Source organism: Micromonospora sp. NPDC093243, from assembly GCF_044753725.1.
Classification (GTDB): Bacteria; Actinomycetota; Actinomycetes; order Mycobacteriales; family Micromonosporaceae; genus Micromonospora.
The window spans coordinates 631,098-653,193 of the sequence record NZ_JBIVNT010000003.1 but is presented as its reverse complement, the minus strand read 5'-3'; the positions used below and the strand labels follow the sequence as shown (position 1 = coordinate 653,193).

22 protein-coding genes are annotated in these 22,096 nt (G+C 72.9%); 7 read left to right on the top strand and 15 right to left on the bottom strand.

What is annotated here, in order from left to right; all coding sequences use genetic code 11:
- Positions 1-37: 37 nt before the first annotated feature.
- Entirely contained in the window at positions 38-1,537 is a 1,500-nt protein-coding gene (gene miaB / locus ACIP9D_RS12640; RefSeq protein WP_350869912.1) for a tRNA (N6-isopentenyl adenosine(37)-C2)-methylthiotransferase MiaB, read from the bottom strand.
- 53 nt (positions 1,538-1,590) lie between these two features.
- On the opposite strand from miaB, the gene ACIP9D_RS12635 reads away from it, so the two are divergent.
- Entirely contained in the window at positions 1,591-1,869 is a 279-nt protein-coding gene (locus ACIP9D_RS12635; RefSeq protein ID WP_350869910.1) for a DUF2277 family protein, read from the top strand.
- On the opposite strand, the gene ACIP9D_RS12630 is transcribed toward ACIP9D_RS12635, so the two are convergent.
- Positions 1,815-2,294 (bottom strand): hypothetical protein, encoded by a 480-nt coding sequence (locus ACIP9D_RS12630; RefSeq protein WP_350869908.1) that lies wholly within the window; start codon positions 2,292-2,294, stop codon positions 1,815-1,817. The two genes, ACIP9D_RS12635 and ACIP9D_RS12630, sit on opposite strands and share 55 nt — an antisense overlap.
- Positions 2,295-2,501: 207 nt before the next feature.
- Entirely contained in the window at positions 2,502-3,491 is a 990-nt protein-coding gene (gene selD, locus ACIP9D_RS12625) for a selenide, water dikinase SelD (RefSeq protein ID WP_350869906.1), read from the bottom strand.
- Between the two features lie 197 nt (positions 3,492-3,688).
- Between selD and ACIP9D_RS12620 the strand changes: the two genes are divergently transcribed.
- Genes ACIP9D_RS12620 through ACIP9D_RS12605 form a run of 4 tightly spaced genes read left to right on the top strand, consistent with a single transcriptional unit; the run spans position 3,689 to position 7,102 of the window.
- Entirely contained in the window at positions 3,689-4,444 is a 756-nt protein-coding gene (locus ACIP9D_RS12620; protein ID WP_350869904.1) for an amino acid ABC transporter ATP-binding protein, read from the top strand.
- 58 nt (positions 4,445-4,502) lie between these two features.
- Complete coding sequence (locus ACIP9D_RS12615; protein ID WP_350869902.1) at positions 4,503-5,381, top strand: glutamate ABC transporter substrate-binding protein; 879 nt, start codon at positions 4,503-4,505, stop codon at positions 5,379-5,381.
- 42 nt (positions 5,382-5,423) lie between these two features.
- Positions 5,424-6,131, top strand: coding sequence for an amino acid ABC transporter permease (locus ACIP9D_RS12610; RefSeq protein WP_350869900.1), 708 nt, complete (start codon positions 5,424-5,426; stop codon positions 6,129-6,131).
- On the top strand, positions 6,128-7,102 hold the full coding sequence (locus tag ACIP9D_RS12605) for an amino acid ABC transporter permease (RefSeq protein ID WP_350869899.1): 975 nt from the start codon (positions 6,128-6,130) through the stop codon (positions 7,100-7,102). The genes ACIP9D_RS12610 and ACIP9D_RS12605 overlap by 4 nt, the downstream gene beginning before the upstream one ends.
- 107 nt (positions 7,103-7,209) lie before the next feature.
- Here ACIP9D_RS12605 and rny read toward each other — a convergent pair whose 3' ends face one another.
- From rny to ACIP9D_RS12560, 9 genes are all read right to left on the bottom strand, one after another.
- On the bottom strand, positions 7,210-8,976 hold the full coding sequence (gene rny / locus ACIP9D_RS12600; RefSeq protein ID WP_350869897.1) for a ribonuclease Y: 1,767 nt from the start codon (positions 8,974-8,976) through the stop codon (positions 7,210-7,212).
- A gap of 721 nt (positions 8,977-9,697) precedes the next feature.
- Positions 9,698-10,435 carry a 3-keto-5-aminohexanoate cleavage protein gene (locus ACIP9D_RS12595; RefSeq protein WP_350869895.1) on the bottom strand — a complete coding sequence of 246 codons (738 nt, stop codon included), beginning with the start codon at positions 10,433-10,435 and terminating at the stop codon, positions 9,698-9,700.
- 85 nt (positions 10,436-10,520) lie between these two features.
- The gene (locus ACIP9D_RS12590; protein ID WP_350869893.1) at positions 10,521-11,240 is read right to left on the bottom strand and encodes a regulatory protein RecX; all 720 of its coding nucleotides are present in this window, start codon (positions 11,238-11,240) and stop codon (positions 10,521-10,523) included.
- A gap of 8 nt (positions 11,241-11,248) precedes the next feature.
- On the bottom strand, positions 11,249-12,295 hold the full coding sequence (gene recA, locus ACIP9D_RS12585; protein ID WP_121677980.1) for a recombinase RecA: 1,047 nt from the start codon (positions 12,293-12,295) through the stop codon (positions 11,249-11,251).
- 184 nt (positions 12,296-12,479) lie between these two features.
- Positions 12,480-12,680, bottom strand: a complete 201-nt coding sequence (locus ACIP9D_RS12580) for a DUF3046 domain-containing protein (protein ID WP_350869890.1) — start codon at positions 12,678-12,680, stop codon at positions 12,480-12,482.
- Positions 12,681-12,684: 4 nt separating this feature from the next.
- On the bottom strand, positions 12,685-14,031 hold the full coding sequence (locus ACIP9D_RS12575; RefSeq protein ID WP_400449821.1) for an MFS transporter: 1,347 nt from the start codon (positions 14,029-14,031) through the stop codon (positions 12,685-12,687).
- A gap of 140 nt (positions 14,032-14,171) precedes the next feature.
- A complete protein-coding gene (locus tag ACIP9D_RS12570) occupies positions 14,172-14,873 on the bottom strand; it encodes a UdgX family uracil-DNA binding protein (RefSeq protein WP_350869984.1) in 702 nt (233 codons plus the stop codon).
- A 95-nt stretch (positions 14,874-14,968) separates the two neighbouring features.
- On the bottom strand, positions 14,969-15,091 hold the full coding sequence (locus ACIP9D_RS12565; protein ID WP_350869885.1) for a hypothetical protein: 123 nt from the start codon (positions 15,089-15,091) through the stop codon (positions 14,969-14,971).
- Between the two features lie 117 nt (positions 15,092-15,208).
- Entirely contained in the window at positions 15,209-16,549 is a 1,341-nt protein-coding gene (locus tag ACIP9D_RS12560) for an aminotransferase class I/II-fold pyridoxal phosphate-dependent enzyme (protein ID WP_350869883.1), read from the bottom strand.
- 35 nt (positions 16,550-16,584) lie between these two features.
- Here ACIP9D_RS12560 and ACIP9D_RS12555 point away from each other — a divergent pair, with 35 nt between their 5' ends.
- Together ACIP9D_RS12555 and leuE are read left to right on the top strand one after the other, a co-directional pair.
- The gene (locus tag ACIP9D_RS12555; RefSeq protein ID WP_350869881.1) at positions 16,585-17,847 is read left to right on the top strand and encodes a bifunctional pyridoxamine 5'-phosphate oxidase family protein/GNAT family N-acetyltransferase; all 1,263 of its coding nucleotides are present in this window, start codon (positions 16,585-16,587) and stop codon (positions 17,845-17,847) included.
- Entirely contained in the window at positions 17,847-18,515 is a 669-nt protein-coding gene (gene leuE, locus ACIP9D_RS12550) for a leucine efflux protein LeuE (protein WP_350869879.1), read from the top strand. The genes ACIP9D_RS12555 and leuE overlap by 1 nt, the downstream gene beginning before the upstream one ends.
- A 27-nt stretch (positions 18,516-18,542) precedes the next feature.
- On the opposite strand, the gene ACIP9D_RS12545 is transcribed toward leuE, so the two are convergent.
- The 3 genes from ACIP9D_RS12545 to ACIP9D_RS12535 form a co-directional block, all read right to left on the bottom strand.
- Complete coding sequence (locus ACIP9D_RS12545; RefSeq protein ID WP_350869878.1) at positions 18,543-19,472, bottom strand: sporulation protein; 930 nt, start codon at positions 19,470-19,472, stop codon at positions 18,543-18,545.
- An 88-nt stretch (positions 19,473-19,560) separates the two neighbouring features.
- Entirely contained in the window at positions 19,561-20,625 is a 1,065-nt protein-coding gene (locus ACIP9D_RS12540) for a hemolysin family protein (protein WP_350869876.1), read from the bottom strand.
- Between the two features lie 109 nt (positions 20,626-20,734).
- Complete coding sequence (locus ACIP9D_RS12535) at positions 20,735-22,096, bottom strand: hemolysin family protein (protein ID WP_350869874.1); 1,362 nt, start codon at positions 22,094-22,096, stop codon at positions 20,735-20,737.

The window sequence follows — 22,096 nt, the reverse complement described above, 5'->3', positions numbered from 1 at the left end:
CGTGCGTCAAGCGTGACCGCCGGGCCGGCGGCCGGGATCAGCGCGCGGCGCAGGCGTTGTCAGCCGCCGGCGCGGCGGCCGGGGCGCCGAGCCCGGGCAGCCCGAGCAGCACCCCCGGGGTACGCGGACCCGGGCCGGCCTCGGCGGCGTCGCCGGCCCGGGTCCGCCGGTGCGACAGCGGGTCACCGTCGGCGTTGAGGTGGTGCGGGGCGGCGTAGGTGACGGTGGTGTGCACGATGTCGCCGGGGCGGATCTGCCCGGCGAGCGCGCCCGTGGCGAAATGCACGAGCCGGCCGTCGCGGGCCCGGCCGGAGAGCCGACCGGTCCGGTCGTCCTTGCGCCCCTCGCCGACCGCGACCAGCACCTCGACGGTCTCGCCGAGCTGGCGCTTGTTCTCCGCCCAGGTGATCTCCTCGACGCAGGCGATCAGCCGCTCGTAGCGCTCCTGGACCACCTGCTTGGGCAGTTGTCCGTCCATCGTGGCGGCCGGGGTGCCGGGGCGCTTGGAGTACTGGAAGGTGAAGGCCGAGGAGAACCGGGCCTCGCGGACCACGTCGAGGGTGCGCTCGAAGTCGGCCTCGGTCTCGCCGGGGAAGCCGACGATGATGTCGGTGGTGATCGCCGCGTCCGGCATCGCCGCCCGGACCTTCTCGATGATCCCCAGGTAGCGGTCAGACCGGTACGACCGGCGCATGGCGCGCAGCACGTCGTCGGAGCCGGACTGGAGCGGCATGTGCAGCGAGTGGCAGACGTTCGGCGTCTCGGCCATCGCGGCGATCACGTCGTCGGTGAAGTCCTTCGGGTGCGGGCTGGTGAACCGGACCCGCTCCAGGCCGTCGATGTCGCCGCAGGCGCGCAGCAACTTGCCGAAGGCGAGCCGATCGCCGAACTCGACGCCGTAGGAGTTGACGTTCTGCCCGAGCAGGGTCACCTCCAGCACGCCCTCGTCGACCAGCGCGCGGACCTCGGAGAGGACGTCACCGGGGCGGCGGTCCTTCTCCTTGCCGCGCAGGGAGGGCACGATGCAGAACGTGCAGGTGTTGTTGCAGCCCACCGAGATCGACACCCAGCCGGCGTACGTCGACTCGCGGCGGGTCGGCAGCGTCGACGGGAAGACGTCGAGGGACTCCAGGATCTCCACCTCGGCGGCGGCGTTGTGCCGGGCCCGCTCCAGCAGCACCGGCAGCGAGCCGATGTTGTGCGTGCCGAAGACCACGTCGACCCAGGGCGCCTTACGGACGATGTCGCCGCGGTCCTTCTGGGCCAGGCAGCCGCCGACCGCGATCTGCATCCCGGGGTGCTTGTCCTTGACCGGGCGCAGATGACCGAGGTTGCCGTAGAGCCGGTTGTCGGCGTTCTCCCGGACCGCGCAGGTGTTGAACACCACCACGTCGGGTTGCTCGTCGGCCTCGGGCGCGCGGACGTAGCCGGCCTGCTCCAGCAGCCCGGAGATGCGCTCGGAGTCGTGCACGTTCATCTGGCAGCCGTACGTCCGCACCTGGTAGGTGCGCGGGCTGCCCGCCGCTGCGGTAGTCATGACGAGGACAGCGTATCCGGGCCCACCGGATGGACCAGAACCGAGGAGGAGCCGTGTGCCGGAGCATCAAGACCCTGCGTGAGCCGTACACCCCGCAGGTGACCGACGCCGACGTCGAGGCGGCGGCGCTGCAGTACGTCCGGAAGATCTCAGGCTTCCGGGCGCCCGCCGCGCACAACGCCGCCGCCTTCGACGCGGCGGTGGCCGCCGTGGCGGAGGCCACCCGGACCCTGCTCGACCAGCTCGTGGTGCGCGGCGGGGCCGCGTCACGGGACGGTCAGGCCGCCGCGAGCACCGGGGCGACCGTGTCGGGGGCCCACCGCGAGCGGTGACACTGCGACCAGCCCCGGCACCCGGGGTCGGCTTCGGTGCAGAGCCGCTGGTTGCTGAGCACCTCGCCGTCGTCGGTCTCCTGGACGTCGAAGTGCACCGGGCGGATCGTCCCGTCCGGGGTGACCAGCAGGTGCCGGCCGGCGTCGAGGGTGTCGTCGCGTAGCAGGCAGTTGCGGTCCAGCAGCCGGGCCAGCCCGGCGATGCTGGCGTGCTCGGAGAGCCGGTCGGGCACCCCGTAGCAGTCCACGATCGTGGCGAACTCCCCCGGCGCCTGCCAGACGTCGCAGATCACCGCGTACGTGGGCAGCCGCGCCGGGTCGGCGACTGCCAACGGCATCACCACCCGACCGAGTGCCTCGGCCAACGCCGGGTAGATCGCCACGGGTCGTACCTGGTCGATTCTCCAGTTCCACAGCTCGGTCATGCCGCCTCCTCGCTGCGTTCGTCCCACCGGCCCCGGATCGGGCCTTACTGACGATGGTGGGGTGCATTTGACCCCAGCCGGGGGCAAGTTACCGGTCTGTGACCATTCCGGGCAAAATTTACTGGACCGGCATTGCTCCTAGTAGCGGGAAGATGACAGATTATCGGGTATGGTGCCGCTTCGCCGCTCGACACGGGCGACCGCGTCTCAGCGGATGACGACCCGATGCTCGCCGGCCGGGAGCAGCTCGCCGACCACCGGCGCGCCGGGCAGCTCACCGGCGACCAGCAGCCCGCCCGAGGTCTGCGCGTCGGCCAGCAGCAGCCGTTCTTCCTCCCCGACGGCGCCGAAGTCGGTCCACGGGCTGACCCAGTCGAGGTTGCGCCGGCTGCCCCCGCTGACGTGGCCGTCCCGGACCGCCTCCCGGGCCCCGGCCAGGTAGGGCACCTGGGCCGCGTCGATCGCCACGGTCAGCCCGCTGGCGCGGGCCAGCTTCGAGGCGTGCCCGAGCAGGCCGAAGCCGGTCACGTCGGTGCCGCAGCGGATGCCGGCGGCCACGGCCGCCCGGGCGGCGTCCCGGTTCAGCGCGCTCATCGTGGCGACCGCCTCGGGGAATCGCTCGCCGGTCGTCTTGTGCCGGGTGTTCAGCACCCCGACGCCGAGCGGCTTGGTCAGCGACAGCGGCAGCCCCGCCCGGCCCGCGTCCAGGGTGATCAGGTCCTCCGGGCGGACGACTCCGGTGACCGCCAGCCCGTACTTCGGGCCGTCGTCGTCGACGCTGTGCCCGCCGGCCAGGTGGCAGCCGGCGTCGCGGGCCACGTCCTGCCCGCCGCGGAGCACCTCCCGGGCCAGCTCCAGCGGCAGCACGTCGCGCGGCCAGCAGAGCAGGTTCAGGGCGACCAGCGGGGTGCCGCCCATGGCGTACACGTCGGAGAGCGCGTTGGCCGCGGCGATCCGGCCCCAGTCGTAGGCGTCGTCGACGACCGGGGTGAAGAAGTCGGCCGTGCTCACCAGGCCGGTCCGCTCGTCCAGCCGGACCACCGCGGCGTCGTCGCCGTGGTCCAGGCCGACCAGCAGCTCCGCGGTGCCGGTGGCCGGGCCGAGCCCGGCCACCATCGCCTCCAGCTCGCCCGGCGGGATCTTGCAGGCGCAGCCGCCGCCCCGGGCGTACCGGGTCAGCCGTACCGGTTCGGTCATCCCCCCATGATCCCGGCACCGGGCCCGTCAACGCCACCGCCGCCGAGACCGATTCGCGGTCGAAATCGGACACCCGACGCCGATCACAGCTGGTGTTACCGCTCCGTGACCAACCGAGTTGCGTTCCGCCACATCCCCCCGCCTACAGTTGCCCAACCGGGGGTCATCGCACCCCGATCCGGGAGACGACAGGGACGGTGGACGACGTGACGACGGGCGAACCGCTCATCGTGCTGGACTCGGTCAACAAGTGGTTCGGGCCGCTGCACGTGCTGGACGACGTCTCGCTGTCGGTCGGCCGGGGCGAGGTGGTCGTGGTGATCGGGCCGTCCGGCTCCGGCAAGTCGACGCTGTGCCGCGCCATCAACCGCCTGGAACCGATCAACTCCGGCACCATCACTTTCGACGGCCAGCCGCTGCCGGCCGAGGGCAAGGCCCTGGCGAAGCTGCGCAGCGAGGTCGGCATGGTCTTCCAGTCGTTCAACCTCTTCGCGCACAAGACGATCCTGGAGAACGTCACCCTCGGCCCGATCAAGGTACGCAAGGAGAAGCCGGCGGTGGTCCGCGAGCGCGGCCTGGCCCTGCTCGACCGGGTCGGCATCGCCAACCAGGCCGACAAGTTCCCCGCCCAGCTCTCCGGCGGCCAGCAGCAGCGCGCCGCGATCGCCCGCGCGCTGGCCATGCAGCCCAAGGCGATGCTCTTCGACGAGCCCACCAGCGCGCTCGACCCGGAGATGGTCGGCGAGGTGCTCGACGTGATGACCTCGCTCGCCAGCGACGGCATGACGATGGTCGTGGTGACCCACGAGATGGGCTTCGCCCGGCACGCGGCGAACCGGGTCATCTTCATGGCCGACGGGCAGTTGGTCGAGGATGCTCCGCCGACCGAGTTCTTCGCGAACCCTCGCAGTGAGCGGGCCCGGGACTTCCTCTCCAAGATCCTCACGCACTAGGCGTCTGTCAGTGGAGCGCGCCATCCCCCGGCGGGTCCAACCGAAGAAGGAGAAGAGTATGCGTATCACGCGTGTAGCGGCGCTCGCGGCGGCCGCCACCCTGGCGCTCGGCCTGACCGCCTGTGGTGGCGACGACGCCGGCGAGGGCACCGGCGCCGGCAGCAAGTCGTTCGCGGCCGGCAGCACGATGGAGCGGCTCAACAAGGCGCAGGCCATCAAGATCGGCACCAAGTTCGACCAGCCCGGCTTCGGCCAGAAGGGGCTGTCCGGCAAGCCGGAGGGCTTCGACGTCGAGGTCGCGAAGATCATCGTCAAGGAGCTCGGCATCCCCGAGGACAAGATCGAGTGGGTCGAGGCCCCCTCGAAGGTCCGCGAGGACGTGATCGTCAACGGCACGGTCGACCTGGTCGCCGCGACGTACACGATCAACGACAAGCGCAAGGAGCGCATCGCCTTCGCCGGGCCGTACTACGAGGCCGGCCAGAACATCATGGTGAAGAAGGACGACGCCGCGATCACCGGCCCGGACTCCTTCAAGGACGGCACCAAGAAGGTCTGCTCGGTGACCGGCTCGACCCCCGCCGAGACGATCAAGCAGTACGTCAAGGACGTCGCCACCCAGCTGGTGCTCTTCGACACCTACGACAAGTGCCGGGACGCCCTCAAGGGCGGCCAGGTCGACGCGGTCACCACGGACAACGTGATCCTGCTCGGCTACATCGCCAAGGACGAGGCCTCGTTCAAGCTCGCCGGTGACAACTTCACCAAGGAGCCGTACGGCATCGGGGTGAAGAAGGAAGACAACGACTTCCGCACCTTCATCAACGACACGCTGGACAAGGCCTTCGCCGACGGCAGCTGGAAGAAGGCGTGGGACGACACGGCCGGCAAGTTCGGCGCCGAGCTCGGCAGCGCCCCGACCGTCAACCGCTACTGATCTGATTCCGCCGATCTGGAGGGTGGGGAGGAAGACCGACCCGTGAGTGTTCTCATCGACAAGTTCGACGTCTTCGCGGGTGGTTTCTGGCTCACCCTCCAGATCTGCGTGCTCGCCGCGATCGGTGCCCTGATCCTGGGCGCCATCGTGGCGGTGCTCCGGATCTCGCCGGTCCCGCCGCTGCGGGCGGTCGGCACCGGCTACGTGAACATCTTCCGGAACATGCCGCTGACCGTGGTGATGTTCTTCGCCGCGTTCGGCCTGCCGGCGCTCGGCTCGAACGCGGACTTCCTCCGCGTTCCCGGCCTCGAAGCGGTCTTCAGCCGGCTCGACACCGACCTGCCCTACTTCCGCTTCGCGCTGATCGCCCTGGTGCTCTACACCGCGGCGTTCGTCTGCGAGGCGCTGCGCTCGGGCGTCAACGCGGTGCCGGCCGGGCAGGCCGAGGCCGCCCGGTCGCTGGGGCTGACCTTCGGCCAGAACCTGCGGTACGTGGTGCTGCCCCAGTCCTGGAAGGCCTCGATCGTGCCGCTCGGTTCGGTGATCATCGCGATGATCAAGAACTCGGCGCTGATCGGCTTCTTCGGCGTGGTCGGTGACCTGTCGGCCACCGCCGACCAGCTCACCGGGGCCGAGGGTTACGCCTTCATCCCCGTCGCCATCGGCATCTCGATCGGATACCTGATCATGACGGTTCCCCTCGGCGCCCTCCTCGACCGGATCGAGAAGCGGCAGGCGGTGGCCCGATGAGCCAGCAGACCGTCCTCTACGACGTACCCGGGCCCCGGCAGCGCCGGATCACCCTCGTCAGCAGCCTCGTCGCCACCGTGCTGCTGCTGGTCGGCGCGTACTTCCTGATCTACCGGCCGCTCAGCGACAAGGGCCAGTTCTCGATGGAGCTCTGGGGGCCGCTGATCGACCCCGCCAACGAGAACTTCTCGCTGGTCTGGGACCGGATCGGGCTCGGCCTCAAGAACACCCTGATCGCGGCGGTGCTGGCGATCATCTCCTCACTGGTGATCGGCACCCTGCTGGCGGTCCTGCGGATCCAGCTCAAGAGCCTGGCCCGGCGCCGGTTCACCGGCTTCGCCACCCCCGTGTCGTACCTGCTGCGCGGGCTGAGCGTGGTGCTGTCGGGGGTCACCCGGGTCTGCGTCGAGGTGTTCCGCGGCCTTCCCGTGGTCATCACCATCTTCTTCGTGGCCCGGGGCTTCCCGGAGTTCGGCGTCACCTTCGAGACGCTCTGGTACCTGGTCATCGGCCTCACCATCTACAACTCGGTGGTGATCGCCGAGATCCTCCGCTCCGGCATGGAGGGCCTGCCCGGCGGGCAGGGCGAGGCCGCCGCGGCGATCGGTCTCTCCCCGCTGCAGACCACCCGGATGATCCTGCTCCCGCAGGCGTTCCGGATCATGCTGCCGGCGCTGATCAGCCAGTTGGTGGTGGTGCTCAAGGACACCTCGCTCGGCTTCATCATCAGCTACGAGGAAACCCTGAACATCGGCAAGCAGATCATCGGCGTGCTGGGCAACCCGATCCAGGTCTACGTGGTGATCGCGGTGCTCTTCATCGCGGTCAACTACTCGCTGTCGAAGCTGGCCCAGTACGTCCAGCGCCGGCTCTCCCGGGGCCGCAAGACCGCCGGGACCGCGGGGCAGAACCCGCCGCCGGCAGCGCTGATGTCGCAGGCCGAGGGCGGCGGCATGGGCGGCGGCGTCTGAGCCAACCCGCAAGAACGACCAAGGGCCGCCCCGACATTCGGGGCGGCCCTTCGGGTTACCGTCCCCCGGCCGGTTGCCCGGCCGGGGGACTCGGCTCAGGGTTCGGGTCAGCGGGCGATCTCGGTGACCCGGGACTCGCGGACCACGGTGACCCGGATCTGACCGGGGTAGGTCAGCTCCTCCTCGATCTGCTTGGCCACGTCCCGGGCCAGCACGGCCGCGCCGATGTCGTCGACGTCGTCCGGCTTGACCATCACCCGGATCTCCCGGCCCGCCTGCATGGCGAAGACCTTCTCCACGCCGAGCTTGCTGGCCGCGATCTCCTCGATCCGCTCCAGCCGCTTGACGTACGCCTCCAGGCTCTCCCGCCGAGCGCCCGGCCGACCGCCGGAACAGGCGTCGGAGGCCTGGGTCAGCACCGCCTCGATCGTCTGCGGCGGCACCTCGTTGTGGTGCGCCTCGATGGCGTGCACCACGTCCTCGCTCTCGCCGTACTTGCGGGCCAGGTCGGCGCCGATGATGGCGTGGCTGCCCTCCACCTCGTGGGTGAGCGCCTTGCCGATGTCGTGCAGGAACGCCGACCGCTTGATGGTCGGCACGTCCAGCCGCAGCTCGGCCGCCATGATGCCGGCGATGTGCGCCGTCTCGACCAGGTGCTTGAGCACGTTCTGCCCGTACGACGTGCGGTAGCGCAGCCGGCCGAGCAGGGTGACCAGCTCGGGGTGGATCTCGGTGATGCCGACCTCGACCAGCGCGTCCTCGGCGGCCCGCCGGCAGAGCTGCTCGACCTCCTGCCGGGCCAGGTCGTAGACCTCCTCGATCCGGTGCGGATGGATCCGCCCGTCCAGGACCAGCTTCTCCAGGGTGAGCCGGCCGACCTCCCGGCGGACCGGGTCGAAGCAGGAGAGCAGCACCGCCTCGGGGGTGTCGTCGATGATCAGGTTGACCCCGGTCACCGACTCGAAGGCGCGGATGTTGCGCCCCTCGCGACCGATGATCCGCCCCTTCATCTCGTCCCCCGGCAGGTGCAGGACGCTGACCACGCTCTCCGCGGTCTGCTCGCTGGCCACCCGCTGGATCGCGTCGACCACGATGTGCCGGGCGCGCTGCTCGGCGGTGCCGCGGGCGTCCGCCTCGATGTCCCGGACCAGCAGCGCGGCCTCCCGCTTCGCCTGGGTCTCGATCGCCTCGATCAGCTCCGCCCGAGCCGAGTCGGCGGTGAGCCCGGCCACCCGCTCCAGCTCCCGGCGGCGCAACTCCTCCGCCTCGGCCAGCTCGGCCTCCCGCTGGTTGAGCGCGGTCTCCCGGGCGGCCAGCGCCGCGCTGGCCGCGGTGAGCTGCCGCTCCCGCTCGGCGAGCCGCTCCACCTCCTCGGTGTGCAGCCGCTCCCGCTCGTCCATCCGGGCGGCCCGCCGCTCCACCTCGGCCGCCTGCTCCCGGGTCGTCGCGGCGAGTACCGCGACCTCGCGTTCACCGCTGCGTCGGGCGGCCGTGCGCAGCTGCTCCGCGTCGGCCTCCGCCTGCTTGTGGGCCCGCTCGAGCACGGTGTCGGCCTCGGCACGCGCGTCGTCGAGCATCCGCCGGGCCTCGGCCCGTGCCGACTTCGCCTCCGCGTTCGCGGCCGCGGCCTCGGCCCGGGCGGCCGCCGCCGCGGACTTCGCCACGTCGATGGTGCTGTTCGCCTGGTCGGCCGCGCTGCGCAGAGCGGCCAGGGACTGCTCCTGCCGGTCCTTCTCGGCGATGAAGGCCGGGTCCTCCGGCACCGGAGCCACGCCGATCTGGCGAAGAGTCCGGACGCCGAACAGCACCGCGCCGATGACCACCACGGCCAGGATCAGTACGGCGGCGAGGAGCACGATGTCGAAGCCGCTCATGCCGGCACTCCGCTGCGCTGCGTGCCGCCATGAGGCACGGCCGCCCTGAGTCGATGATTCGCTCGCTGACGCTCGCTCATGCCGGCACTCCGCGCGGACCGCTGCTTAACCTGTGCCGCCCCGCCATGGCCGCCTCCCCTGAACGTCGGCGCCGCAGTCACCGTGCCGACGGCACGCTCCTGCGACTCTGGACGCCCGACCGGAGCGGCTGGCCGTGGGTGGGTAGCTTTCTCCGCCGGCGGTGCCCTCGGGCATCGTCGGCGGCCGGGTGCAGTTGTCGCGGGCTCCGGGCCGGCCTGCCCGGAGCTGTCGCCAAAGGCCGATGAGTCGGCCAAAGTGATGCTGTTCTGTTACGAGATCTATGTTGTGCGCTTAGCCTGCGCTGGTCGGGCAATGTGAGCCTGTATGGCGAGGCTAGGTCGCGAGGGGTGGTCTGGTCAAGAACTCATGATCAAACCCCCCGAACGGAGAGAAGTTGTGATGTCACTCACCGCTGATATCGCCTCGGACACCATCGGACAAACGCGGCGAGTCGAGCGACGTCATGCCGGTCCCGCGCCTGTTCAAGGGCCCAGGACGCTCGGCAGGAGGCGGGAAACCGCCGGTGCCGGGCACCCGGTCGACAGCGATCGGTGACATCGCCGCATCCGGTGCCGCGGATCCCGCCGGGTCGTCGAGACGAAGTGGATCGTCCGACGCCGGCGCCGACGGGCCGGGCCCGTCAGTGCGCGCCGGCCGCGAGCGCGGCGGTTACCAACGCCGCGTTGTCCGCGACGGGCTCGCCGCCCGGCAGCTGGAGCGTGTCCTCCAGGCCGATTCGGGTGTGCAGGCCCCGGCGGATCGCCTCGGCGAGCAACGGCCAGGTGGCCGCCCCCTCGGCGTGCAGCAGCACCGGCGGGGTGTCGTCGCCACCGGTACGCCGGGCGTCTCCGCCGGCGGCCCGCAGCGCGGCGAGGATCCGGGCCGCGTCGGCCAGCGCCACCGCGGGCTGCTCGGCCATGCACTCGACGAGGATCCGGCCCGCCGGCACCCGCCAACGCCGGTAGGCGGCAACCGCGTCGACCGTCCAGAGTCCCGCCTCCACCATGACGCCCCGCTCGTGCAGCACAGCGGCAACCGCTTCGGCGCCCTCCTCGTGGGCGTTGACCGAGGCGAAGTCGGGCAGCCCTCGCCAGGCCCGGATGGCGGCCACCCGGGCGCCCGGGTCCGGCTCGATCCAGGCGCCGGTGCTCACCCCGATCGGCAGGCCGGGCCGGGCAGCGCGGATCGCGGTCAGCGCATCGGCGATCACGTCGGGGCGCAGCGACTCGGCGCCGGTGGCGTCCCGCGGATGGACGTGCACGGCCAGCACGCCGAGCGCGGCACAGCGGGCCGCGTCGGCGGCCAACTCGGCGGGGGTGAGCGGCACGGCGGGGTGCTCGTCACGACCCCGCCCGCCGTTGAGGCACGCCTTCAGCACGGCTCGCACCGCCTCGGCGCATCGGACGAACGCCGGCGGCGTCGACCGTCTTGCCACGTACGCCGCGAGCCGAGCTGGCCGCCGGTCAACCGGCCGGCCGGCTGTCGCGGTCGAGCTCCCCCTCGGCATCGGCGAGCGCGTCGGCGTCGATCTGCTCGGCGAACTCGGCGGCCTCGGCGCTCTGCGCCGCGAGCGCGTCCTTCACCGCCCGGATCGCCACGCCGGGCGGGTAGCCCTTGCGGGCCAGCATGCCCACCAGCCGGCGGAAGACCGCGTCGGGCTCACCCCGGGCGGTACGCAGCTTCCGCTCGACCAGGGCGCGAGCGGTCTCCGCCTCGGTCTCCTCACTCAGCTCACCGAGGGCCTCGCTGGCGACCTCGCCGTCGACACCGCGCTGGCGCAGCTCGTTGGCCAGCGCCCGCCGGGCCAGGCCCCGCCCGTTGTGGCGGCTGGAGATCCAGGCCCGGGCGAACGCGGCGTCGTCGATGATGCCGACCTCGTCGTAGCGGTCGAGCACCTGGGCCGAGACCTCGTCTGAGATGCCCCGTTTCGCCAGCGCACCGGCCAGCTCGGCCCGGGTGCGCGGGCGCACGGCGAGTTGCCGCAGGCAGATCTCCCGGGCCAGCTCCGCCTCGTCGCGCGGCGGAGTCGGCGAGCCGCCGCCGTCGGCCGCGTCGAGACCGGCGTCATCGCCCGCGGGGCGGGATCGCCGGCCTCGGCGGGGAGGAGGTGGGGTGTTGGCGTCGCCCGAGCGGGGCGGGCTGGCATCCCAGCCCCGCCCCGTCCGGGCTCGTCGTCCTGCCACGGGTCAGATCAGAAGTCGACCGGCGGCAGCTCCGGCCCGCCGGCCGCGTCGCCGGCGCCGATCCCGACGCCGAGCTTCTCCAGGATCTTCTTCTCGATCTCGGCGGCCACGTCCGGGTTCTCCTTGAGGAACTCCCGGGCCTTCTCCTTGCCCTGGCCGAGCTGGTCGCCGTCGTAGGTGTACCAGGCGCCGGACTTGCGGATGATCGCCTGCTCCACGCCGACGTCGATCAGCGAGCCCTCGCGCGAGATGCCCTTGCCGTACATGATGTCGAACTCGGCCTGCTTGAACGGCGCCGCGACCTTGTTCTTCACGACCTTGACCCGGGTGCGGTTACCGACCACGTCGGTGCCGTCCTTGAGGCTCTCGATGCGCCGCACGTCGAGCCGGACCGAGGCGTAGAACTTCAGCGCCCGACCACCGGTGGTGGTCTCCGGGCTGCCGAACATCACGCCGATCTTCTCGCGGAGCTGGTTGATGAAGATCGCCGTGGTGCCGGTGTTGCTGAGCACACCGGTGATCTTCCGCAGCGCCTGGCTCATCAGCCGGGCCTGGAGGCCCACGTGGCTGTCGCCCATCTCGCCCTCGATCTCGGCGCGCGGCACCAGGGCCGCCACCGAGTCGATGACGATGATGTCGAGCGCGCCGGAGCGGATCAGCATGTCGGCGATCTCGAGCGCCTGCTCGCCGGTGTCCGGCTGCGAGACGAGCATCGCGTCGGTGTCGACGCCGAGGGCCTTCGCGTACTCCGGGTCGAGCGCGTGCTCGGCGTCGATGAAGGCCGCGATGCCGCCGGCCCGCTGGGCGTTGGCCACCGCGTGCAGCGCCACCGTCGTCTTACCGCTGGACTCGGGGCCGTAGACCTCGACCACCCGGCCGCGCGGCAGACCGCCCACGCCGAGCGCGACATCGAGCGCGATGGAACCGGTCGGGATCACCGCGGTCTGGATGACCGGCCGCTCCCCCAGCCGCATCACCGAGCCCTTGCCGAACTGCTTGTCGATCTGAGCGAGAGCAAGGTCTAGTGCCTTCTCCCGGTCAGGCCCTGCTGCCATGGTTGCCACCCCTGCCTTCGCCGGCGTCTTTGCTGAGCTTCGCGTCACGCGGACACGCTAGGCGCTGGGTCCGACAGAAAACCAGCCGACGGGCCGCGAGCTGTGGACGAGCACCCCGCTGTGGACAATAGCCGAACAGGTGTACGACTCGGCAAGCGACACGCGGAGCGGCGGAAATCGCTGCTCAGCGTAGCCGCGCGGGCACCCGGTCGGGGTACGCGGCGCAGACCGCCCGCCACACCAGGTGCGCCTGCTCCCCCGACGCCAGCGCCTGCTCGATCGTCCGTCCGTCGAGCTGGGCGAGCACCTGGTCGCGGGCGATGCTGGCCGCGTAGCCGGGGCCGAACGCCTCCTCCAGCCGCGCCCAGAAGTCGGTCAGCCGCACGTGATCAGCCCTCCTCGTCCGGTGCCCCGGTCGGCACCGGCCGCAACGCTAGCGCCACCAGGGGCACGGCCGCGACCGCCGCGAGCAGGGCGAGGACCGGATAACCGGCCATCCGCATGACAAACCCGCTGAGCGCGGCGGCTCCCGCGCCGGCCAACCCCATGGTCAGGTCGGAGAGCCCCTGCACACTCGGCCGGATGCCGGTCGGCACCGACTCCGAGAGCAGCGTGGAACCGGCCACCATGGTCCCCGACCAGCCCAGACCGAGCAGGAGCAGGCCGACGGAGAGCCGGGGCGTGTGGTGCCCGGCGGTGCCGGCGACCGCGCACGCGGCCAGCAGCAGCCCGACGCCGCCGAGGATCACCGGCCGCCGCCCCAGCCGGTCGGTCAACCAGCCGACCAGCGGGGCGAGCGCGTACATCCCGGCGATGTGCAGGCTCAGCACGATGCCGACCACCCGCAGCACGTCGGCGTCGGAGTGCGACTCGCCGAGCCGTACCGGGGTCATCGACATCACCGCCACCATCACCAGGTGGCCCACCGCGACCGCGGCGATGCCCAGCCGGGCGGCCGGCCGGCCGCGTACCGCCGACCAGGCCGCCCGCATGCCGGCGCCGCGGGCGGTCGCGGCCGGTGCGGCGACCGAGCCGGCCGGGGCGTCGGCCGCCGCCAGCCGGCGCGCGGTGAGCAGCGGGTCGGGCCGCAGCAGCACCAGCAGTACGCCGGCGGCGAGCACGAACGCGGCCGCGCTGAACGCGAACGGGCCGGCCAGCGGCGGCAGTCCCCAACCGCCGGTGGTGTGGTCGGCGAGCGCGGCGAAGTTCGGCGCGGCCACCGCGCCGATGGTGGTGGCCCAGACGATCAGGGAGAGCTGCCGCCCCCGACGCGCCGGTTCGGCGAGGTCGACCGCGGTGTAGCGGGCCTGCAGGTTGGCCGCGCTGCCGCCGCCGAAGAGCAGCATGCCGAGGAAGAGCAGCGGCACCCAGCCGGTGGCCGCGGCCAGCACCACCAGCACGCCGCCGGCCGCGCCGACGAGGTAGGCGACCACCAGGCCGGGGCGCCGGCCGTGCCCGGTCATGATCCGGGTGACCGGGACGGCGAGCAGAGCCCCACCGACCACGCCGCAGCTCTGCGCGAGGCCGGCCGCCGCCGTGCCGGCGATCCGCGCGGCGAGCAGCGCGCCCACCGCGATGCCGATGGTGACCCCGACGCCGCCGATGATCTGGGTGGCGAAGAGCAGCCGGAGGGTACGCCGCTGGATCGGCGCGACGTCCGGGCGGACCGGAGCCGGCGCGGTGAGGTCGGTGGCCATGCGAACTCCTCGCCGGTAAGGGGTGCCGAGCGTCCCCATCCTTGCGCACCCGGGCCGGCCGGCGGCAGTCGGTTTCGCTGTCGGCCGATCCGACCCGGGCGACGGGGCCGGCGGTGGCGTGGGTGCCGCCTACGACGTGTTCGGCAAGATCACGGCGGGCGGCTGACCGCCGCCGGCCGTCAGGTGAGCGCGCCGGCGGCGACGGTGAGGTCGGCGACCAGTCCCTCGTACGCCTTGTCCTGGTCGTCGGCGCGCAGCACCGCCGACGGGTGGATGGTGGCGAGCAACTGGGCCGGCGGGGTGTCGGCCACCTTTCCGGCGCTGTCCACCGGCACCCGCTGGAAGTCCTCCGGGTGCTGGGCCGACGCCGGCCAGGGCAGCAGTTCGCCGCGCTGCCGGGTGACCCGGAAGTTCGGCCCGAGCAGCGCCTTGGCGGCGGTGGCCCCGAGCACCACGACGATCTCGGGGCGCAGCCGGGCGAACTCCGCGACCAGCCAGGGCCGGCAGGCGGTGATGTGCACCCGGTCCGGGGTCTGGTGGATGCGCCGCTTTCCGCGCAGCTCGAAGCGGAAGTGCTTCACGGCGTTGGTCAGGTAGATGTGCCCCGGTTCCAGGCCGGCGTCGTCGACCGCCCGACGCAGCAGCCGGCCGGCGGGTCCGACGAAGGGCAGTCCCTTCTGGTCCTCCATGTCGCCGGGCTGCTCGCCGACGAAGACCACCCGGGCGCTCTCGTCACCCCGGCCGAAGACGGTCTGCGACGCGTCCCGGTAGAGCTCGCAGCCCCGACAGCCGCCGGCCGCGGCCCGCAACTCGTCGAGGGTGTCCGCACCGGGCGGGATGAACCGCTGGGCGCCGGGGGCGGTCTCGGTCTGCTCGGCCATGCCGACTTTATATACCTCTTCGGGCGGCATCGCCGGGTACGCCGCCACGCCGGAAGCGCTGCCCGCCCGCGCCGCACGGCTGCCGCCGTCGCACCTCAGTACCCGCCGCCGCCACCGCCGCCACCGCCGGACATCAGCGCGATCACCACGATGATGATCACGATCACGGCCACCGCGATCGCGATCCAGATGCCCCTCTTCGTACCGGTCGACGCCATGCTGGCTCACCTCCGGCGCCGCGCTTACCCGCCCGCACGGCCGCCACGCCCGGACCGCCCCGGGCAACCGGTCGCGCCAGCCCGGGCAACCGGTCGGGCCGGCCCGGTGGGCGCGGCTCAGGCGGTGAACCCGGTCGGCCGCGGCGGCCGGACGGCGCGGGCCACCGCGTCGGCGAGCGGCCCGATGTCGGCGTCGGCCAGCGAACTGACCGTGATCCGCAGGCCGGGCGGCCCGGCGATCCGGTAGAGCGCGCCGGGCGCCACCGACCAGCCGCCGTCGCGCAGCGCGGTCACCGCGCTGGTCTCGTCCGGGACGGGCAACCAGACGTTGATGCCGCTGCGGCCCTGCGCGGAGAGCCCGCGCTCGGCCAGCGCGACGAGCAGCGCGTCGCGGCGCCGGTCGTAGCTGTCGGCCGCCCGCTCGACCAGCTCGGCGACGGCCGGGTCACGCCAGAGCGCGAGCAGGAGCCGTTGCAGCACGGTGGAGACCCAGCCGGCACCGACCCGGGTCCGGCCGGCCACCCGGGCGACCGTGGTCTCGTCGCCGACCAGCACCGCCAGCCGCAGGTCGGGGCCGAAGGGTTTGCTCGCCGAGCGGAGGAAGGCCCAGCTCGGGGTCGCCCCGGCCAGCGGGTGCAGCGGCACCCGGGCCAGCTCGGCGGCGTGGTCGTCCTCGATCAGCAGCAGGTCCGGCCGGTCGGCGAGGAGTTCGCGCAGCGCCGCCGCGCGGGCCGCCGAGACGGCGGCTCCGGTCGGGTTCTGCGCCCGGCTGGTGACGATCAGCGCCCGCGCCCCGGCGGCGAGCGCCTCCGCCACCCCGGCCACCACCGGCCCCTCGTCGTCGACCGGTACGCCGATCGGTCGCAGCCCGAGCGCGGCGACCAGGTCGAGCAGGTTGGCCCAGCCCGGGTCCTCCACCGCCACCGCGTCACCGGGGCGCAGGTGCGCGCCGAGCAGCCGCTCGATGCCGTCGAGCGCGCCGCCGGCGAGGGTCAACTCCCCGGCGGGTACGCCGTCGGCGGCGAGCCGCGCCCGGGCCGCCTCGGCCAGCTCGGGCAGCACGCCGGCACCGGAGTAGCTGACCGGCGGGCCGGCGTCGGCGGCGAGGGCGGCCAGGTGTGGGCCGAGCGGGGGCAGCAGGCCCGGATCCGGTTCACCGGCGGCGAGATCGCGCAGGCCGGGGGCGCGCGGCGGGGCCAGCGCCGCGCGGGGGGCGGCGACCGGCGGCCGGGACCGGACCCGGGTGCCGTGCCGGCCGGCGGTGGCGACCAGCCCGCGTTGGCGCAGCTCCTGGTAGGCGCGGGCGACCGTGGCCGGGCTGACCGCCAGCTCGGTCGCGAGCGCCCGGACGGGCGGCAGCGCCGACCCCGGCGGCAGGGCGGTGGTGCGGATGCCGGACTCGATGCTGGCCGAAATCTCGACTGCCGTGGTCCCGGTGACCTGATAGCGTGCTGACACAAATAAGGGATTGTACTAGAACAAAGGCGGACGCGATGCACCCAGTCGACCGGAGCACCTATCCCCGGACGCCGCGAACGACGGCGAGCCGCTCCCGGGACCGGATGAGCTACGACCGGGCCGCCGCCCACGAGGTGCTGGACGAGGCGTACCACTGCGCGCTCGCGTTCACCGTCGACGGCGAGCCACGGGTGCTGCCCACCCTGCACGTCCGGATCGGCGACACCCTCTATCTGCACGGCTCGACCGGCAGTCGGCCGCTGCTCGCCGCCCGGGGCGACGGGCTGTCGGTCTCCGTGGCCGTCACCCTGCTCGACGGGCTGGTCTACGCCCGTTCGCAGTTCCACCACAGCGCCAACTACCGGTCGGTGATCGCGCACGGCACCGCCCACCTGGTCACCGACGAGCGGGAGAAGGCCGACGCGATGACCGCCCTGGTGGAGAAGGTCGGCGCCGGACGCGCCGCGGAGAGCCGGCCGCCGAACCGCCGGGAGCTGGCCGAGACCGCCCTGCTGGCGCTGCCGCTGCACGAGGTCTCGCTCCGGACCCGCACCGGTGGGGTCGGTGAAGACCCGGCCGACCTCGGCCTGCCGCACTGGGCCGGCGTGGTGCCGTTGCGGCTGACCAGCGGCCCACCGGAGCCCGACGCCGGCGTGACCGCGCCGGTCCCCGCCTATCTGCGGGCGGCCCGGTCGCCGTGGCACGAGCCGGCGACGATGCGCGGTGAACACGTCGTCCTGGAGCCGCTCGACCTCGCGCACGCCGACGAGCTGCACGCCGCCACCGCCGAGGAGGAGGTCTGGCGGCATCTCGGCACCGCCCTGCCCGCCGACGCGGCCGCGACCGCCGAGGTGGTCGCCACCGCGCTGGCCGCGCAGCACCGGGGCGAGCGGGTGCCCTGGGTGCAGCGCTGCGCGGTGACCGGCGCCGTGGTCGGCACCACCTCCTACTACGAGGTGGATCCGCAGCGGCGGGCGGTCGCCATCGGCTACACCTTCCTGGGCCGGCCCTGGTGGCGCACCGGGATCAACACCGAGGCGAAGTTGTTGCTGCTCACCCGGGCCTTCGACGAACTGGGCGCGCTGCGGGTCGTCTGGCACACCGACATCCGCAACGAGCGCTCGCAGCGGGCCATCGAACGGCTCGGCGCGACCCGCGAGGGCGTGCTGCGGATGCACCGGCAACGCGCCGACGGGTCGTGGCGGGACACCGTGCAGTACGCGATGACCGTCGACGAGTGGCCCAACGCACAGCTCGCGCTGCGGGAAAGGCTTCGCCGGACGACACCGGTGGCGTGATGATGGCGGGCGTGCTGGGCATCACCGACCTCGGAACGTACGTGCTGGGCACCGTGGCGATCATCCTGTTGCCCGGGCCCAACTCCCTCTTCGTGCTCTCCACCGCCGCCAAGCGGGGAGTGGGGGCCGGCTACCGGGCCGCCGGCGGAGTCTTCCTCGGCGACGGGGTGCTGATGGTCCTCTCCGCCGCCGGGGTGGCCTCGCTGCTGCAGGCGTACCCACCGCTCTTCCTCGTGGTCAAGTACGCCGGCGCGGCGTACCTCGGCTACGTGGGGTTGACCATGCTGCGCGGCGCCTGGCGGCGCTGGCGCGACCGCAACGACCCGAGTACGCCGCGGCTGATCGACGCGGCGGAGCCGGCGGCGATGCGCAGCCCGTTCCGCAAGGCGCTGGTGATCAGCCTGCTCAACCCGAAGGCGATCCTCTTCTTCATCTCGTTCTTCATCCAGTTCGTCGACCCGGGCTACGCCTGGCCGGCGCTGTCGTTCGTGCTGCTCGGGCTGATCGCGCAGGTGACCAGCGCGCTCTACCTGACCATGCTGATCTTCGCGGGCACCTTCCTGGCCGCGCAGTTCCGCCAGCGCCGCCGGCTCGCGGTCGGCGCGACCACCGGCGTGGCCGCCCTCTTCCTCGGCTTCAGCATCAAACTCGCCACCGCCAGCATCTAGGCACCCGGCCGACCCGCCGCCGGCGGGTCAGGTGCCGTCGCCGCCGCCACCGCCCCCGCCGATGCCGGCGCCGCCCGCCGTGCCACCGAGGCCGTAACCGGGCGGCACCGGCTCGTCCGGTGCCCGGCTGACGTGCGCCGACTCCTTGATCTGCGCCGACCAGTCGGCGTGCGAGGCCGCCGCCGCGTGCCGGTTGATCGCCATTCGCAGCCAGCCGTCCACCGTGGACACCCAGTCGCGCCGGTCGGCGTCGGCGTGCCAGATGCGGAACCGGCTGATGCTCTGGTGGGTTATCCCGGCCAGGGCCAGTCGGCGGTCCATCCAGAGGATCACCTCCAGGCCGGCCGAGTTGGCCACGAAGACGACCTCCATCTCGGTGATCGGGCCGGCGTAGAGCGGCGCCACCCAGAAGCCGACCCGCTGGTGCAGCGGCAGGGTGTGCGCCACCCCGGGCAGCCGGGCGTCGACCAGCCCGGCCTGGCGCAGGGTGAAGCCGAGGGTGTCCAGCGCCGCCAGCACGTGCGCCTGAGTGGGCAGCGGGTGCACGAAGACCGGCACCATCGCGCCCTGGTCCAGCTCCGGCTCGACGGCCACCTCGGTACGCAGCCCCATTCGCAGGCTGAGCAGCGGCGCCCCGCCGAAGATGTTCACCGGGGTCTCCCACGGCATCGGGAACTGGAACGGGATGGTCCGGCCCCGGCCGGCGGGCAGCACGAACCCGCCGGTCAACTCCGCCTGGTGGAACTGCACCAGGCGGCGCGGCGCGGACGGGTCGTCCGGCTCGGCCGTGGTGACCAGGCCGAGCCGGACATGCCGCACCGACACGTCGAGCGCGCCGGCGATGACCGTGACCCGGCCGGGTAGCCGCAGCCCCGGGCGGGTGCTCGGGTTGGCCAGGGCGGTCCGCACCGACAGGCCGGTGCGGCCCGACTCCGGCGACACTCCCGTGTACCGCACCGGATCCCCTCCGTCCCGGGCCGCGCGCCCGCCCTCAACTCTGGCGGACCGCGCGGGTGGTCACCCCGGGTTCGGCGAAGCGTCCGATTTATCGCAACCGGCGTCCGCGCGGCACCGTGTCGGTCTCGTCGTCGAACTCGCCGATGACCTCCTCCAGCAGGTCCTCCAGCGCCACGAAACCGATCGGCCGGGCCGGCCCACCGCCGTTGCGCACCAACGCGAGCTGGGACTGACGGGACCGCATCGCGGCCACCGCCTCGGTCACCGACGCCGCGGCCGGCAGGGTGAAGGCGCTGCTCATCAGCTCACCGGCGGTCGCCGACTGGCCGGTCGTGACCGCCCGCACCGCCTCCCGGACGTGCACCAGCCCGCAGACGTCGCCGCCGGCGTCCAGCACCGCCAGCCGGGACCGGCCACTCTCCCGGCTGACCTCCTCGATCCGCTCGGCGGATTCGTCCCGGCGGACCGTCACCATCGTGGCGAACGGCTCCATCACCTGGGCCACCGTGGTGCCCTGCAACTCCAGCATGCTGGTCAGCAGCTGGTGCTGCTCGGCGCCGAGCAACCCGTGTTCGCGGGACTGCTCCAGCAGGATGCGCAGCTCGTCCGGGCCGTGCACCTGGGCCAGTTGGTCCTGCGGGTTCACCCGGACCAGCCGCAGGATCGCGTTGGCCACCGCGTTGAGCGCGGAGAGCACCGGCCGGGCGACCCGGGCGAAGGCGCGGAACGGCAGGGCCAGCAGCGTGGCCGAGCGCTCCGCGTCGGTGATCGCCCACGACTTCGGCGCCATCTCCCCGACCACCAGGTGCAGGAAGGTGACCAGGCCCAGCGCGAACACCAGCGCCACCGCGTGGCTCGCCGCGTCGGGCAGCCCCACCGCGTGCAATGCCGGGCTGAGCAGGTGCTCGATGGCCGGCTCGGCGAGCGCACCGAGGCCCAGCGTGCACAGGGTGATGCCCAGCTGCGCGCCGGCGAGCATCAGCGACAGCTCGCGTACGCCGTCCAGCGCGGCCCGGGCCGCGCGCCCGCCGCCCGCCGCGGCCTGCTCCAGTCGGTAGCGCTTGCTCGCCACCAGGGCGAACTCGGCGGCCACGAAGAAGCCGTTCAGCGCCAGCAGCACCACCGAGGTGAGCAGCGCGATCCCGGGGCTCATCGGGCCCGCCTTTCGTTCGCGACTGCGGGGCTCGCAAGCTCACTCCTCGCGCTCACGCGGAGCAGCCTTTCGTTCGCGACTGCGGGGCTCGCAAGCTCACTCCTCGCGCTCACGCGGACACCTCGCGGCGGGGGGAGCCGGGTTCGGTGACCCGGAGCCGGACGGAGTCGGCCACGTGCCGGTCGACGGCGAGCACCTCGACCAGGGCACGCCTGTCGACCTCGCCGTCCTCACCGTCGGCCAGCAGGCTGATCTCCAGCCGGTCGCCGACCTCGGGCACCCGGCCCAGCTCCCGCATGACCAGGCCGGAGAGGGTGTCGTACTCCGGAGCCTCGGGCAGCGTGATGCCGGTGCTGTCGGCGACCTCGTCGATCCGCCAGCGGGCCGGCACCACCCAGGAACCGTCGTCCTGTCGGGCCGGGGCCCGCTCGGGCGGGTCGTCCTCGTCGCGGATCGGGCCGACCAGCTCCTCGGCGATGTCCTCCAGGGTGATCACCCCGGCGAAGCCGCCGTACTCGTCGACCACGCACGCCAGCTGCCGGTGACCCGAGCGGAGCCGGTCGAGCACGGTCGGCAGCGGCAGCGTCTCGGGCACCAGCAGCGGCGGTACGGCCACCGCGCTCACCGGTGTGGTGGCGCGCTGCTGCGGGGGCACGCCGAGCACGTCGGCGATGCCGACCACGCCGACCAGGTCGTCGACGCCTTCCGCGCCGCGCACCGGAAAACGGGAGTGGCCGGTGTCCAGCAGCTCGACCACCCGGCTGACCGGCTCGTGGGCGCGCACCGTGTGCACGTCGACCCGGGGCACCATGGCCTCGCCGGCGGTCAGCTCGCGGAAGTCCAGCCCCCGGTCGAGCAGGGTGGACATCTCCGCGTCCAGGTGCCCCTCCTGGCGGGACTCGGCGATGATCTGCTCCAGGTCCTCCGGGGTGGCGCCGCTGGGCAGCTCCTCGATCGGCTCGATGCCGATCCGGCGTAGCAGCCGCACCGCGGACCGGTCGAAGAGCCGGACCACCGGACCGGCCACCTTCAGGTACATCAGGGTCGAGCGGGACAGCGCCCGGGCCACCGGGACGGCGCGCGCGATGGCGAGGTTCTTCGGGGCCAGCTCACCGAGGACCATCTGCACCACGGTCGCGATGACCAGGGCCAGCACCACCGAGAGCGGCAGGCTGAGCGACTCGGCGATCCCGGCCACCCCGAGCAGGTCGGCGAGGCCGGCGCCGAGGTACGGCTCGGCGGCGTAACCGACCAGCAGGGCGGTGACGGTGATGCCGAGCTGCGCACCGGAGAGCATGAAGGAGAGCCGACCGGTCACTTCGAGCGCGCGGGCGGCGGGTTGGTCACCGTCGTCGGCGAGTTGCCGGAGTTTGCCCCGGTCGACGGCCACGTAGCCGAACTCCTGGGCCACGAAGTAGCCGGTGGCGGCGGTGAGAACGATGATCAGGACTAGGCCTAGGACGATCAACAC

What these genes read in the sequence shown, in the direction of transcription:
- ACIP9D_RS12570 (WP_350869984.1), bottom strand. Translation starts at nt 14,873, where the DNA reads ATGGCCGAGCAGACCGAGACCGCCCCCGGCGCCCAGCGGTTCATCCCG.
- rny (WP_350869897.1), bottom strand. Translation starts at nt 8,976, where the DNA reads ATGAGCGGCTTCGACATCGTGCTCCTCGCCGCCGTACTGATCCTGGCC.
- recA (WP_121677980.1), bottom strand. Translation starts at nt 12,295, where the DNA reads ATGGCAGCAGGGCCTGACCGGGAGAAGGCACTAGACCTTGCTCTCGCT.
- ACIP9D_RS12565 (WP_350869885.1), bottom strand. Translation starts at nt 15,091, where the DNA reads ATGGCGTCGACCGGTACGAAGAGGGGCATCTGGATCGCGATCGCGGTG.
- ACIP9D_RS12555 (WP_350869881.1), top strand. Translation starts at nt 16,585, where the DNA reads ATGCACCCAGTCGACCGGAGCACCTATCCCCGGACGCCGCGAACGACG.
- selD (WP_350869906.1), bottom strand. Translation starts at nt 3,491, where the DNA reads ATGACCGAACCGGTACGGCTGACCCGGTACGCCCGGGGCGGCGGCTGC.
- ACIP9D_RS12575 (WP_400449821.1), bottom strand. Translation starts at nt 14,031, where the DNA reads ATGGGGACGCTCGGCACCCCTTACCGGCGAGGAGTTCGCATGGCCACC.
- ACIP9D_RS12540 (WP_350869876.1), bottom strand. Translation starts at nt 20,625, where the DNA reads ATGAGCCCCGGGATCGCGCTGCTCACCTCGGTGGTGCTGCTGGCGCTG.
- ACIP9D_RS12615 (WP_350869902.1), top strand. Translation starts at nt 4,503, where the DNA reads ATGCGTATCACGCGTGTAGCGGCGCTCGCGGCGGCCGCCACCCTGGCG.
- ACIP9D_RS12605 (WP_350869899.1), top strand. Translation starts at nt 6,128, where the DNA reads ATGAGCCAGCAGACCGTCCTCTACGACGTACCCGGGCCCCGGCAGCGC.
- ACIP9D_RS12630 (WP_350869908.1), bottom strand. Translation starts at nt 2,294, where the DNA reads ATGACCGAGCTGTGGAACTGGAGAATCGACCAGGTACGACCCGTGGCG.
- miaB (WP_350869912.1), bottom strand. Translation starts at nt 1,537, where the DNA reads ATGACTACCGCAGCGGCGGGCAGCCCGCGCACCTACCAGGTGCGGACG.
- leuE (WP_350869879.1), top strand. Translation starts at nt 17,847, where the DNA reads ATGATGGCGGGCGTGCTGGGCATCACCGACCTCGGAACGTACGTGCTG.